This is a genomic window from Grylomicrobium aquisgranense (assembly GCF_033971865.1).
GTDB classification, from domain to species: Bacteria; Bacillota_I; Bacilli_A; order Erysipelotrichales; family Erysipelotrichaceae; genus Bulleidia; species Bulleidia massiliensis.
Genome location: NZ_JALBUR010000043.1, coordinates 1 through 13,294 on the forward strand (window position 1 = coordinate 1; position 13,294 = coordinate 13,294).

Genomic DNA, 13,294 nt, shown 5'->3' on the forward strand with positions numbered 1-13,294 from the left:
TTTACGTTTGTCTTTTGGACTTCAGCTTGCATAGCAGCCTTATCCGCCTTATGGCCTCAATCAGGTTTCTGTACGTAAGCTCAGAAATATGCTAGCTACTGCTTTCGCTCTGGGTTATTCACCCTCGTCTGGTAGTTCACTTCGCTTGGCGACAAATACCCGCGGCCTGCCTCTATTGCAGGCTAGATGTGTGCCATGCCCGACACACTATAAAACCCGGAATGGTTTATCCCATCCCGGGTTTTCAGGTTCTGCAAGTGTGAAAAAGTAAGTTTCACAATAGCATCGCTGAAGTTGATCTTGTCTTACAGGAATGTCCACTCTTTCATCAGTGGAATTCAGTCTTACAATTTTTCTTATCCGATATCTGCTCTGGCTCTCAGCAGGTATTGAAATGAGTTCAACGAATAAGAACAGTCATCTCACTTTTGAAGCGTGTCGTATCATTCTGGATGACATTCAGAATATATGCCATGATCAGTATGAGGAATGATTCTCTTTGCGCCAGGTAATGATGCTGGCAGCCGCAAGGCCGATGGCACCGATGACAAGCAGCCATTTACCGATTCCTGCATGAATATTCAGGCCGGTATCATAGCCGGAATTATTCATCCTGGTGGCATAGTTGATCTGATGATGCAGAACAAAAGTGAAGATCAATGCAAATGCGGCGCCAATGCGCAGAAGCGGCATGTACTTTTTGAAACGATAAGGAATGATTAATGCGGCAATCCCAATCACATCCAGCAGCACTGCCAGCAAAGAATCAATATCATAGGCATTGCCGCTGATGGACCAGCTTGTCTCAAGCATTGACATTTTTACAGAAAATAGTGGCAATACTGTGCCGGCAATTAACAGAACACCGCTGATGCCATACAGGTAATCAGTCTGAAATGACTTCTTTTCCGGCTGTGGCTTAACATCGCTGTTTTCTGTTTCAGGTTTCTTTGGCTCTTCCGTGTTTTTCTCTGTGGTACCGAGGTCTGTTACTGGGCTTTCTTCCTTCTTTTCTTCCGCATTATCCGAAGATTCTGGCTTTACTGCAGGATCGTCAGACTGCGGTTCATCCAGCTTTGTGCCGCACCAGGAACAGAAGTTTGCATCATCACGGTTTTCTTTACCGCATTTTGGACAGGCTTTCATCGTATGTTCCTCCTGATCTTTCTATGAGAATTATAGGATAAAATACACTTCTGTGCGCAGGCAGATGTATCGATATCAGAATATTCATCATCACTCTAATATGATAATAATATACTATAAAACAGGTGCTAATAAGCTATCTTATAAGAACTATGACAATATAATATTATTCATATCAGGAGGAATATGATATGACTGTATTAAGAACAGAGCAGAGACATACAAGTTTAGCTTCACGGATGATCGATACGATTCGTCAGGGCATAGAGATTTATGGCTGGACGGCTGTGATGATGGATGGTGCACGCTGCCATAATGCCCAGATGATGAATGAGGCAGACAGACATCTGCAGAAAGTAACAAGATAATGCAATGCGGGATGATGATCATTGGCGTGGTCATCATCTTTTTGTGCTATCCTGAAAGGACAGAGGTAATGATTTATGGAAAACAGTGAATTGATCAGGATGGCTTTAAAAGCCAGAAAAAATGCGTATATACCGTATTCGCACTGGGCGGTAGGTGCTGCTCTTGAAACAGCAGATGGTGAAGTATTCCTTGGCTGCAACATTGAAAATGCCGGTTTTTCCGCTACCAACTGTGCGGAACGCACAGCCTTCTTTTCTGCGGTTTGTGCAGGTCATCATGATTTTGTGAAAATTGCGATTGTCGGCGGCAAGGCAGGAGAGGAACCAACTGTATTCTGCCCGCCGTGCGGTGTCTGCCGGCAGGTCATGATGGAGTTCTGCAATCCGGATACATTCCAGATCATCCTTGGCATTGATCCTTCACACAGTGAGGTTTATACATTGAAGCAGCTGCTGCCGCAGGGATTTGGACCTAAGGATCTTGAAGGTACCTGCTGATTATCTGGTCATATAATATTTGCCAAAACTGGATATATTCATATAACCAGATGACGGTATAATTGCTCTCAGAGAAAAGGGGACAATTATATGGAGAACAAAAGAAATCCGGTTCTGCGGCTTTGCGTCATTGGTTTGATGGCGGCACTGGCCTATGTTTCATTCACATATCTGAAGATCAATATTCCAACACCGGGTGGTTACACAGCCTTCCATCTTGGCAATACGTTTGATGTGCTGGCAGCTTTACTGCTGGGCGGTCTGCCTGGCGGCATTGCCGGTGCCATCGGTATGGGCATTGGCGATCTGCTGGATCCGGTTTACATTACAGTGGCACCAAAGACCATTATCCTGAAACTTGGCATTGGTGTGGTTACAGGTCTGATTGCCCATCATGCCTTTCACATCAACCGTCTGTCTGGCAGGAAGCTGGTCTGGGCAACCGTGATCTCCTGTGCCGGCGGCATGCTGTTTAACTGCATTGGCGAGCCGCTGTTTGGTTATTTCTATACAGCTTATATTCTTGGGGCACCAGCCAAGGCTGCTGCAGCACTTGCAAAGTGGAATGCTGTAACAACCTTCACCAATGCCATTCTGGCTGTGATTATTGCAAGCATTCTGTATCTGGCTCTGCGCCCGCGCTTAGCTAACAATGGCACACTGAAGAAGATTGGTCCAAAGTATTGATTGCTCGATTCAGGCATCTGCGGATGCCTTTTTTGTTTGGCAAGACTACAATAAGAATGAAATCTGGAGGTGTGATATGGGTGTGCTGCAGGTAAAAAGAATTTATCTGGCTCCAGCAGAAACAGATGGCTGCCGGATTCTGGTGGACAGGCTGTGGCCAAGAGGAATTTCCAAAGAAAAGGCAGAATTGTTTTCCTGGGCAAAAGAGGCTGCGCCAAGCAGTGATCTGCGCAAACAGTTTCATGCGGATCATGACTTTGATGCCTTTACAGCTGCATATCAGAAGGAACTGGAAAATAATCCGGCCGCATCTGATCTGCTTGCCATGGTGAAAGAACAGCTTGCAAAGGGAAATGTAACGCTCGTGTTTGGGTCCAAAGATGAAGAACATAACAATGCGCCTGTGCTTGCAGCATGGCTGCAGTCAAAACTGGACTGATATATCCCGAACAGGTACAATTTTTGCATGAATAGAAAGTATATATTTCTTGATATTGATGGAACGCTGTACAGCGTTGCCCAGGGCGGCATTCCTGCCAGTGCCGAGCAGGCAATCTTTGCGGCCAGACATAACGGCCATAAGATTTTTCTTTGTACAGGAAGATCACTGGCTGAGATTGTAAGTTATTTGGATTATAAATGTGATGGTTTCATTATGGGGGCCGGCGCGATGGTATATGCCGAACGGAAGCGGATCTTTGACCATCCTATCCCGCCGGATGATGTGACAGAGTTCCGGCAGCTGCTGGATGGCATGGGCTTGGGCTATTCCCTGGAAGGCAGTGCCGGTGCCTATTGTTCGCCGGCTGGCTATGAGAAGCTGTTATGGTATTTCTCCGGAGGATCAAAGGACAGGAGCGTACAGATTGCCAATGCTGAGAAAAACTGTACGTATCCGGTGTCATATGGTGATGAAGCATCGGATCATATTTATAAGATCTGTGCATTTGGAGACAGCTGGGAGCCAAAATATCCAGAACTGGAAAAACGTTTGAAAAAGCCGTATATCCTGACCCAGTCCATGAATCTGCCGGATGATCATTTCTGCATTGGTGAGATTACCAATGGGACGATTAACAAGGGTACGGGCATCGGACATGTGCTTTCGTATTATGGCGGCAGTGTGGAAGATACGATCGGGATTGGTGACAGCAGTAATGATATTCCGATGTTTCGAGCTGTTCATCATGCCATTGCCATGGGCAATGCCACCCCGGTGACCAAAGAAGCGGCTGACTGGGTGACGGCCGATATTGGCTCACATGGCATCCTGATAGCATTTCTGCATGAAAATCTCATCACAGTGGAGCAGTATGATGAGATTCTGGAAGCACTTGCCCGCCAGGAAGGGAGTCAGAAATAATGAACCGGATGGAAATACAGGATGGCTTTGATACATGGCAGGAACATGTACTGACCATCATTACGCTGATGAACAGTGATGATCCTGCGCTGGAAAGGATCGAGATTGGGGAGCAGGCATATCCATCAGAGCAGTTGTCTGAAAGCCTGGAGGACAGCCGTAAAGCATCCGATTTTGCCAGCAGAATGCGCAGTGCGGACAAGCTTGTCTATCATGGAAAGTCTTCTGTCCTGCATGAAATTTCTCTTACTTTTGAAAAAGGACAGAAACCAGTGCTGAATTATGATGGTACACCGGAAGAGGCAGAAGAGTTTGTCTTCCAGCTGATCAAAGCTGTCGGCATGGTCTTTCCGGACGTCAATCAGCTGTATTCTGCTACGGTTCATTTTGGCTCAGGCTCTTTGATCATCAACCAGAAAGTCGTTCTGGATGACAGAATGACCTGGGATGATTTTCAGAAGACGCGTCTGTACCGGGATGTGCTGCCTCCTGTATCAAAGGAGAAGGTGAATATCGGCCGTCCAGTATCTTTGTTTGGCCGGGAATGGGTGATGTCGCTGCATTTTGCGAATCATTTATCTTTGATCAGTATGCGTCTGATCATGCCGGGGAAAAACGGACAGGCCCACTATCAGAACCTGGATGCGGGTGAGATGAGCCTTGGCTTTGATCAGGCATGTGCGTTATTGAATCATGCCAGCGGGCAGGAAGGTTTCCGCCAGAATCTGAATGGCATGGTATGTTATGGCTATGAGAAGCTGAATATGATGGTTGTCCAGGACAGACAGGATGCATGTGTCTGTTTTGTGATGATGTATGGAAAGGATGATGCCTGATGTCTAAAGATATGACACTGCTGCTGATTGTGATCTGTCTGGCCGCATTTGCTCTGCTGTTTGCAATTGATCTGATGTTAACGGTGCATCATCCGGTCACCCGCAAATCCAAGAAAAACTGCACGGGCATTGCCAATGGCTACATTATGCACCGTACACAGGTATCCAAAGGCATTGACAATATCAGCGTACAGTACAATGTGTACGGCATCTCCTACACACTGACTGAAGGGGTGCCGTCTGATGACAGACTGTTTCGGGAGGGCACACAGACACGTGTCTTCTATAATCCTGCCATGCCGTTTGTGGCCTATCTGAAGGATAAAGAGCAGCTGAAGAAATAATATTGTTAATACTCACAGTTGCGGATGGGCAAATATTTCAGGAATGCTAAACTGATAACAGGCAGTATTGCTGCCAGCAGACAGATTCTGTCTGCTGAAAGGCGGGCTGTACTTTGATACTTTCCGCAAACTGATATCTGGTTCCTGCCTTTCCTTGTTTGACCGGTTATGCCGGTCTTTTTTATGAAAAAACCGCATGCATATGCATGCGGCAGTATGTGTTATTTTGTATCAGCGTGTTTTGGTCTTGCCGGCAGGATCGTCAGATGCTCATCCTGCATTTCCTGCAGCTTTGCGGCCGGGCCAATGATACATACCGGACCGTTTTGCATCGCCTCGGAAAGCTCTGCGCCAAGTGCATCCAGTTCCTGAATGGTGCTTCCCAGCATTTTCTGCCTGTTTTCGCATCTTGTCTGATAAGAGATGCGGCCAAACCATCTGGCATCAGACACAATGATGCGGGATCTTGGTGAAAGCAATGGTGATACAGCCGCAATGGCACCAATCACATAGGACGTGATATCCATGTTTTCTTCTGCTTTTTCATGCAGATAGCTGCCGATATTGGCAAAGGCATGCAGAGCATTGGCGGGATCGGGATCACGGTAGGAATATGCAGTCACACCGCCAAGAGAATTGCCATTGATGCCAGTGCCATAGGCACCTCCCTTGACTCTGACTTCATTCCACAGCCAGTCATAGGTTAACAGATGCGTCATGACATGGATATGGGCATCATATGCCGGCAGTAATACACCTTTGGCGGCATAGGAAACATCACCCGGAATAACAATGCCTTCATTCTGCTTTTCCAGCAGGGGATAATGTACCTTTGCCCGATGGGCATCACCCATTGGCAGACTATCAATCAGCTGGTGAATCCACTCTGTATCGCCATCTTCTGTGCAGGAAACACTGAGACGGGATCCAATAAAGAAGTTGTCACGGAACAGTTGAAGATCATTGATGACGGCACCGATCTGATTGTCATAATCTGCTTCCAGGCTTTCCAGCCATCTGCCGCTGGTAAAGCCGGCGGTATATTCAGAGAAGACGCCGTCTGCACTGAGGCGGGCATTGACGCGGCCTGCCGCAAAGGCATGTCCGCTGCTCGTCAATGTCTGCTCAAAGTCCTGCACGGACTGGCGCAGCAGGGGCAGAATCAGCTTTGCATCAAACTGGGTATCCCGCAGGATTTCCTGGATCAGCTGGACGGCTTTTTCCTTGTTGGCAGAAAGCACAGAGCAGCGCACCGCAATCATTGGAATTGTTGCGGACGGATCACAATCCGGAGCATAACAGACCGGTGTAAAGGACAGCGATCCGATCCATGTATGCACAAGTTTCTGCAGCTCGGCAACACTGTGATGACTGGTTGGCAGCTCGCCAAGCAGGGATGTCAGGAAGCCAGCTTCAGGAAGAAGCTCTTTCCGAATGCCGGCAATGTTGAAGTACAGGTTGAGATAGACAATGCCAGAAGGTTCTTTCGGATATACCAGCATCGGCACATCCCGATAGGCTGTTTCCTGAAAGTGGTCAGGCCGCGGTTTCTTTTCCACATCATCCAGAGTGAGTTTTGGCAGCGTGGCTTTGTTTTCTTCACTGTCTGGTGCAGCCTGCCAGGCTTCCAGTGCTTTGGTGGCTTCCACCATCGCATTGACATCTTTCCAGCTCTTTTTTGCATCGGTGAGTTTTTCCTGCTCTGCTTCCACACGGGCTTTGCCAGCCTGTCTGTCCGCCGCGGCAATCACGGTCTGCAGCCTGCCATCATCCGCAAAGAATTCATTCAGCAGCTTCTCAAAATAACCGGAACCTGCTTCCTCACGCAGCTGCTGATACAGGGATCCGACATTGAGATACAAGGCAGGATCACCGCCATACAGCCAGCTTTCCATGGCATCCTCGGCATTCATGACACCGCTTGGTTCCTGCTTTTCACGATAGTGGAACTCCATCTGGTTCAATGATGCAGTCAGCTCACTCTGATCAATGCCGTCTTTGCACAGCTGATGGATTGCGTCTGTAACCGCAGCCTTGATTTCATCCAGCTTTTCAGGTTCTGTATTGCGCACAGTTAACAGGCAGTAAGGCTGCTGAATGCCATCGTACAGATCAAACGATACATCTTCACACAGTCCTTTCTCCAGCAATGGCTTTTTCAGCGGGGCATCATTATTGCCGGTGAGCACTTCTGACAGTGCCGAAAGGGCAATGTTTCGCTTGGCATCGTCAAAGCGTGACATGATGCGGCCAAAGCTGATAATGGAGCGGTTTCTGCTGTCTTCTTCCGGGGAGATTTCAAACGGTACCTGAATTGTTTTTCCCTGCGTTGGCTGCTGCATGGGAATGTCAAAGTCATGGTCCATCTTTGTGCCATGGGAAAGGTAATTGACATCGATATAATCCAGCACTTTTTCAATGTCGAGATCACCATCCAGCCAGATTCTGGCGTTGCAAGGCTGATAGAATTTCTGATGGGCCGCCACAAAATCCGCATAGCTGAGATCTGTAATGCAGGCAGGATCACCGCCGGATACATACTGATAGCAGGAATCCGGGAAGAGCAGGCGGTTCATGGCATTCAGCACTGTTTCATCCACATTGGCAAAAGCACCTTTCATCTCATTGAGCACGACGCCTTTGTATACAGGCTGCTGTTTCGCATCATGGATTTCATAATGCCAGCCTTCCTGATAGAAGATATTCGGGTTGTGGCGCACAGCCGGGCAGAAGACCGCATCCAGATAGACGGACATCAGATTCATGAAGTCTTTGTCATTGCGGCTTGAGATCGGATACATCGTCTTGTCATCAAAGGTGATGGCATTGAGAAATGTGTTCATACTGCTTTTCAGCAGTTCAACAAATGGTTCCTTGACCGGATAGCGGTCACTGCCGTTGAGCACGGAATGTTCAAGGATATGAAAGACGCCGGTGTCATCAAAGGGAATGGTCTTGAAGCAGATGGCAAACGTCTTGTTTTCATCATGATTGTCCAGCCAGCAGATACGGGCACCGGTCCTGATGTGCCGGTACTCATACAGTTCTGCCTGGAAATCGGGCAGAAAGCGGGTGCTGACCAGTTCGTAGTTCCTGATGGAATGATTTTCTTCCACGCGTATTACCTCCAGTTACAAAGGCTATTATAAGGAAAACGCAGAAAATGGGGTGGAAAGTGAACGAATTTCACGAAGATACAAAAGATTTTCTGTAGGCATCCTGCGATTGCACTTCTATAATCGTGTGAGAATGCAGGAGGCATGAAAATGGTTTTGGATGCAGTAAAGGATCTGACAGCCTATGGGATCAGTCGTCATCTGATTGAACCAGAGGATGCCGTATATGCTGGCAATCAGCTTCTGGATGTCATGAAGCTGGAACCGCCGGCTGATTTTACGATTGAAGGTGGAAATGGCAGCAGACCGCTGGAAGAAATCTTGAAAGAACTTCTGGATGATGCTGTGGCAAGAGGCATCATTGAAGATGGCGTTGCCACCCGTGATCTGTTTGATACAAGACTGATGGGTGTGCTGACGCCGCGCCCTTCCCAGGTGATTTCAAAATTTCGTCAGTATGATCAGGAAAGCCCGGAAAAAGCAACGGATTATTTCTATCAGCTGAGCTGTGACAGTGATTATGTGCGCACGTACCGGATTGCAAAGGACCGCAGATGGAAGACGGCAACGCCGTATGGTGACTTTGACATCACGATCAATCTTTCCAAGCCGGAGAAAGATCCACGTGCCATTGCGGCGGCATTAAAGAAGAAGCAGGAAATGTATCCGAAGTGTCTGCTGTGCCGGCAGAATGAAGGCTATGCAGGACGTCTGGATCATCCGGCCAGACAGACAATCCGGCTGATTCCTTTAACACTGGACGGAGCACGGTATTACATGCAGTACAGTCCGTACAGCTATTATCATGAGCACTGTATTGTGCTGTCTGAAAAGCATGAGCCGATGCATATTGACCGCCATGCTTTTGCCAGCCTGCTGGATTTTGTCGGACAGTTCCCACATTACATGATCGGTTCCAATGCCGATATTCCGATTGTAGGCGGCTCCATTCTGACACATGAACATTTCCAGGGCGGCAAGTATGAATTTGCCATGGCAAAGGCACCTGTGCGTCAGACATTTACAGTCCGTGGCTTTCAGGATATTCAGGCTGGCATCGTTAAGTGGCCGATGAGTGTCATCCGCCTGGATGGAGAAGATCCAAAGCGTCTTTGTGAGTGCGCGGATCATATTCTGCAGACATGGATTCATTACAGTGATGAAGAAGCTGGCTTCCATGCGTTTGATGGCGATGTGCGCCACAATACGGTTACACCGATTGCCCGCCGCAAGGGTAATGCGTATGAGCTGGATCTGGTGCTGCGCAATAACTGCACAAGTGAGAAATATCCGCTTGGCATCTTCCATCCGCATCCTGAATATCATCATATTAAAAGAGAAAATATCGGCCTGATTGAAGTGATGGGCCTGGCTGTTCTGCCTTCCCGTCTGTTAAAGGATATGGAGCTGATGAAGGAGACAGAAATGAAGGGGGAGGATGTGATGAAGGTGCCTGCCCTGGAAGCACATGCGCCATGGCTGAAGGAAGTGGAAGCACGTCATCCGGAAATTGTCGGAAGCACGGACGAAAATCTTGTAAACAATGTCCTGCAGCAGGAAGTTGGAACGGTATTCCTGCATGTGCTGGAAGACTGCGGCGTCTTCAAGGATACAGAAACCGGCAGGGCACAATTTGCACGTTTCCTGCAGGCACTTGGTGCATAATTGCCTTGGCAGGCTATAATGGAATAGCAAAGGAGAAAACGGAAACATGAAGATTCTGGTAACTGGCGGCACCGGCTTTATCGGCAGCCATACATGTGTGGAGCTGCTCAATGCAGGCTATGATGTCGTGATTGCGGACAACCTGTACAACTCCAAGGAACTTGTTGTGGACAGGATTGAAAAGATTACAGGCAGGCGTCCAGCCTTCTATAACATTGATGTGGCAGACCGCAAGGCACTGAATGATCTGTTTGATCATGAAAAGATTGATGCTGTGATTCATTTTGCCGGCTACAAGGCTGTTGGGGAATCTACCCGCAAGCCGATTGAATATTATACAAACAACCTGAATACAACCCTGGTGCTGTGTGATGTGATGCGTCACCATGGCTGCAAGCGTTTTGTCTTCTCATCCAGTGCAACGGTCTATGGTGATCCGGCATTTGTACCGATCACAGAAGAGTGCCCGCTGGGCAAGACAACCAATCCGTATGGCGAAACCAAGTCCATGCAGGAAAGAATTCTGACCGATATCTGGAAGGCAGACAATGAATGGCAGGTCATGCTGCTGAGATACTTCAATCCGATTGGAGCCCATGAATCTGGTCTGATTGGTGAGGATCCCAAGGGTATTCCGAACAACCTGCTGCCATATGTCAGTCAGGTTGCCCTTGGCAAGCTGGAAAAGGTTCATGTCTTTGGCAATGACTATGACACACCGGATGGCACCGGCGTGCGTGACTACATCCATGTCGTTGATCTGGCCAAGGGACATGTCAGTGCGATCCGCGGCTTTGACAAGCTGCAGGGTGTGAACATCTTCAACCTTGGCACAGGTGTCGGCTATTCTGTGCTGGATATCATCCATGCCTTCTCCAAGGCATGCGGCAAAGAGATTCCGTATGTGATTGATCCGCGCCGCCCGGGCGATATTGCCACATGCTATTCTGATCCGACCAAGGCATATAAAGTGCTTGGCTGGAAGGCAGAAAAGAATCTGGATGACATGTGCAGGGATGCCTGGAACTGGCAGTGCAAGAATCCAGACGGTTACGGCGATTAACACACAGGCTGCATGGCAGCCTGTTTTTTAGTTCGTAATTCATATCAAAACACTGGACATTCGGAAAAGTTCAGGTATTATAAAACATGTCAGGAGGATCCCATATGAAGATCGTAACAGTATTCACGGCCGTATGTTGTTGCATGTATCATACCGGGATTCACCTTGCGTGATTCACGTATTTTACGTGCATCAGAAAGCAGTAGAAGTGATACCCGGTGTCAAGAGATACACCGGGTTTTTGTTTGGAAAAGGAGAAGAGAACATGAGTAAGATTTACACATCCGTAGAGCAGCTGATTGGCAATACGCCGCTGCTGGAACTGAAAGGTATTGAAGAAGAGTATGGAGCGAAGGCAAAGCTGCTGGGCAAGCTGGAGTATCTGAATGCGACAGGCTCCATCAAGGACAGAATTGCCAGACAGATGATTGATGATGCAGAAAAGGATGGCCGCCTGAAAAAAGGTGGTACAATTATTGAACCAACATCTGGCAATACCGGTATTGGCCTGAGTGCAGTCGGTGTATCCAGAGGATACCGGGTGATCATTGTGATGCCGGATTCCATGTCAGTTGAGCGCCGCAAGCTGATGAAGGCATATGGTGCAGAGCTGGTGCTGTCCGAAGGTGCCAAGGGTATGAAGGGTGCCATTGCTAAGGCAGATGAACTGTCCAAAGAGATCCCGGGTTCCTGGGTTGCCGGTCAGTTTGTCAATCCTTCCAATGTGAAGGCACACTATACAACCACTGGCCCTGAAATCTGGAATGATACCGATGGCAAGGTCGATATCCTGGTGTCCGGTGTCGGCACCGGCGGTACTTTGACTGGTACAGGAAAGTATCTGAAGGAAAAGAATCCGAATGTCAAAGTTGTGGCAGTGGAACCGGATTCTTCGGCAGTGCTTTCTGGTGAGAAGCCAGGCCCGCACAAGATTCAGGGTATTGGTGCCGGCTTTATTCCGGAAGTCATGGATACAAGCCTGATTGATGAGATTGTGCGCATCACCAATGATGAGGCATTAAAGGTTGGCGGTGAGTTTGGCCGCCGTACGGGTGTGCTGGTTGGTATTTCTTCCGGTGCTGCTGTGGCTGCAGCCATCAAGCTGGCACAGCGTGAAGAGAATGCGGGTAAGAATATTGTCATTATTCTGCCGGATTCCGGTGACCGCTATCTTTCCACATCCATGTTTGCAGAGTAACTGAACGACAAGGGGGACACATGAGCAAGGCAGCAGAAATTCTGGCAGAACTGAATGAAATCACAGATCCGTCACTTCAGGAAACTTCCGGATTGCCGGATCGGAAGGTGATCGTCTATCTTCTGAAGGAAGCACAGGTCATTCTGCTGCCAGGCTATTATCATTTCTCTGATCTGAGTCAGAGTGAGGCCTTTATAGAACTGCAGGCATGCCTGGAGAAAGAAATCCGGATTGTGAATAACCGGATCGGCGATCCCTCTGTGGATGCCTCTGCGATTGCGGATGCCTTCATGTCTTCGCTGCCTCAGGTTAAGAAGCTGCTGATGAGTGATCTGCAGGCAATCTATGATGGTGATCCTGCTGCCAAAAGCAAAGCAGAGATCATACTCTGCTATCCGGGCTTCTATGCGGTCATGATTTACCGTATTGCCCATGTCCTCTATACACTGCATGTACCATATCTGCCCAGAGTCATGGCAGAATATGCCCATGAAAAAACCGGGATTGATATTAACCCTGGGGCTACAATCGGCGCATATTTCTGCATTGATCACGGAACCGGCATTGTGATTGGTGAGACGGCAAGAATCGGCGATCATGTCAAGCTGTATCAGGGCGTGACAATCGGTGCGCGCAGCTTCCATCTCGATCAGGACGGCAATCCTGTCAAAGGTGGAAAACGCCACCCGGATATCGGCAGCCATGTCGTCATCTATGCCAATGCAACGATTCTGGGCGGAGATACCAAAGTCGGCGATCATTCCGTCATTGGCGGCAATGTGTGGCTGCTGCACAGTGTACCTCCGGGATCTGTGATCTATTACACGGGCAGTCAAAAGTAAATGCAATGAAAAACAGAATCTCTAGCGGGATTCTGTTTTTTTTATGCGTAGGAGCGCTGTTGAGCACCGAAGAGGTGCGAAACAGAAAACCTCCCGCTATGCGGGAGGAAGGCCGGTGCTTCTTATAGAAAGAAGCACCCCATCTATCTAGAATGGTGATTGTCCAAG

13 protein-coding genes are annotated in these 13,294 nt (G+C 48.3%); 11 read left to right on the forward strand and 2 right to left on the reverse strand.

Annotated features, from left to right (window positions below; all coding sequences use genetic code 11):
- Nucleotides 1-477 precede the first annotated feature (477 nt).
- Nucleotides 478-1,146, reverse strand: a complete 669-nt coding sequence (locus MOZ60_RS10475; protein ID WP_370596634.1) for a zinc ribbon domain-containing protein — start codon at nucleotides 1,144-1,146, stop codon at nucleotides 478-480.
- Between the two features lie 191 nt (nucleotides 1,147-1,337).
- Between MOZ60_RS10475 and MOZ60_RS10480 the strand changes: the two genes are divergently transcribed.
- From MOZ60_RS10480 to MOZ60_RS10510, 7 genes are all read left to right on the forward strand, one after another.
- Entirely contained in the window at nucleotides 1,338-1,514 is a 177-nt protein-coding gene (locus MOZ60_RS10480) for a hypothetical protein (protein ID WP_277635503.1), read from the forward strand.
- Between the two features lie 75 nt (nucleotides 1,515-1,589).
- Nucleotides 1,590-2,012 carry a cytidine deaminase gene (locus MOZ60_RS10485; protein ID WP_370596635.1) on the forward strand — a complete coding sequence of 141 codons (423 nt, stop codon included), beginning with the start codon at nucleotides 1,590-1,592 and terminating at the stop codon, nucleotides 2,010-2,012.
- 90 nt (nucleotides 2,013-2,102) lie between these two features.
- Nucleotides 2,103-2,699: an ECF transporter S component gene (locus MOZ60_RS10490; protein ID WP_370596636.1), complete on the forward strand. Its 597-nt coding sequence runs from the start codon at nucleotides 2,103-2,105 to the stop codon at nucleotides 2,697-2,699.
- A gap of 76 nt (nucleotides 2,700-2,775) precedes the next feature.
- Nucleotides 2,776-3,138 (forward strand): DUF488 domain-containing protein, encoded by a 363-nt coding sequence (locus MOZ60_RS10495; protein WP_108774282.1) that lies wholly within the window; start codon nucleotides 2,776-2,778, stop codon nucleotides 3,136-3,138.
- A 27-nt stretch (nucleotides 3,139-3,165) separates the two neighbouring features.
- On the forward strand, nucleotides 3,166-4,062 hold the full coding sequence (locus MOZ60_RS10500; protein ID WP_370596637.1) for an HAD family hydrolase: 897 nt from the start codon (nucleotides 3,166-3,168) through the stop codon (nucleotides 4,060-4,062).
- Entirely contained in the window at nucleotides 4,062-4,898 is an 837-nt protein-coding gene (locus MOZ60_RS10505) for a Rossmann-fold NAD(P)-binding domain-containing protein (protein WP_370596638.1), read from the forward strand. Before MOZ60_RS10500 ends, MOZ60_RS10505 begins: the two co-directional genes overlap by 1 nt.
- A complete protein-coding gene (locus MOZ60_RS10510) occupies nucleotides 4,898-5,242 on the forward strand; it encodes a hypothetical protein (protein ID WP_370596639.1) in 345 nt (114 codons plus the stop codon). The genes MOZ60_RS10505 and MOZ60_RS10510 overlap by 1 nt, the downstream gene beginning before the upstream one ends.
- Nucleotides 5,243-5,463: 221 nt before the next feature.
- On the opposite strand, the gene MOZ60_RS10515 is transcribed toward MOZ60_RS10510, so the two are convergent.
- On the reverse strand, nucleotides 5,464-8,358 hold the full coding sequence (locus MOZ60_RS10515; protein WP_370596640.1) for an insulinase family protein: 2,895 nt from the start codon (nucleotides 8,356-8,358) through the stop codon (nucleotides 5,464-5,466).
- A 144-nt stretch (nucleotides 8,359-8,502) separates the two neighbouring features.
- On the opposite strand from MOZ60_RS10515, the gene MOZ60_RS10520 reads away from it, so the two are divergent.
- The 4 genes from MOZ60_RS10520 to epsC all read left to right on the forward strand — a co-directional run bounded on the left by MOZ60_RS10520 (nucleotide 8,503) and on the right by epsC (nucleotide 13,126).
- Nucleotides 8,503-10,023: a UDP-glucose--hexose-1-phosphate uridylyltransferase gene (locus MOZ60_RS10520; RefSeq protein ID WP_370596641.1), complete on the forward strand. Its 1,521-nt coding sequence runs from the start codon at nucleotides 8,503-8,505 to the stop codon at nucleotides 10,021-10,023.
- A gap of 46 nt (nucleotides 10,024-10,069) precedes the next feature.
- Nucleotides 10,070-11,086, forward strand: coding sequence for a UDP-glucose 4-epimerase GalE (gene galE, locus MOZ60_RS10525; RefSeq protein ID WP_108774276.1), 1,017 nt, complete (start codon nucleotides 10,070-10,072; stop codon nucleotides 11,084-11,086).
- Between the two features lie 265 nt (nucleotides 11,087-11,351).
- Nucleotides 11,352-12,284 carry a cysteine synthase A gene (gene cysK, locus MOZ60_RS10530; RefSeq protein ID WP_370596642.1) on the forward strand — a complete coding sequence of 311 codons (933 nt, stop codon included), beginning with the start codon at nucleotides 11,352-11,354 and terminating at the stop codon, nucleotides 12,282-12,284.
- A gap of 20 nt (nucleotides 12,285-12,304) precedes the next feature.
- Nucleotides 12,305-13,126 (forward strand): serine O-acetyltransferase EpsC, encoded by an 822-nt coding sequence (epsC, locus tag MOZ60_RS10535; protein ID WP_370596643.1) that lies wholly within the window; start codon nucleotides 12,305-12,307, stop codon nucleotides 13,124-13,126.
- Nucleotides 13,127-13,294: the final 168 nt, after the last annotated feature.

Coding starts and splice junctions, on each gene's coding strand:
- MOZ60_RS10490 (WP_370596636.1), top strand. CDS start 2,103: ATGGAGAACAAAAGAAATCCGGTTCTGCGGCTTTGCGTCATTGGTTTG.
- MOZ60_RS10485 (WP_370596635.1), top strand. CDS start 1,590: ATGGAAAACAGTGAATTGATCAGGATGGCTTTAAAAGCCAGAAAAAAT.
- galE (WP_108774276.1), top strand. CDS start 10,070: ATGAAGATTCTGGTAACTGGCGGCACCGGCTTTATCGGCAGCCATACA.
- cysK (WP_370596642.1), top strand. CDS start 11,352: ATGAGTAAGATTTACACATCCGTAGAGCAGCTGATTGGCAATACGCCG.
- MOZ60_RS10520 (WP_370596641.1), top strand. CDS start 8,503: ATGAAAATGGTTTTGGATGCAGTAAAGGATCTGACAGCCTATGGGATC.
- MOZ60_RS10510 (WP_370596639.1), top strand. CDS start 4,898: ATGTCTAAAGATATGACACTGCTGCTGATTGTGATCTGTCTGGCCGCA.
- MOZ60_RS10500 (WP_370596637.1), top strand. CDS start 3,166: ATGAATAGAAAGTATATATTTCTTGATATTGATGGAACGCTGTACAGC.
- MOZ60_RS10495 (WP_108774282.1), top strand. CDS start 2,776: ATGGGTGTGCTGCAGGTAAAAAGAATTTATCTGGCTCCAGCAGAAACA.
- MOZ60_RS10505 (WP_370596638.1), top strand. CDS start 4,062: ATGAACCGGATGGAAATACAGGATGGCTTTGATACATGGCAGGAACAT.
- epsC (WP_370596643.1), top strand. CDS start 12,305: ATGAGCAAGGCAGCAGAAATTCTGGCAGAACTGAATGAAATCACAGAT.
- MOZ60_RS10480 (WP_277635503.1), top strand. CDS start 1,338: ATGACTGTATTAAGAACAGAGCAGAGACATACAAGTTTAGCTTCACGG.
- MOZ60_RS10475 (WP_370596634.1), bottom strand. CDS start 1,146: ATGAAAGCCTGTCCAAAATGCGGTAAAGAAAACCGTGATGATGCAAAC.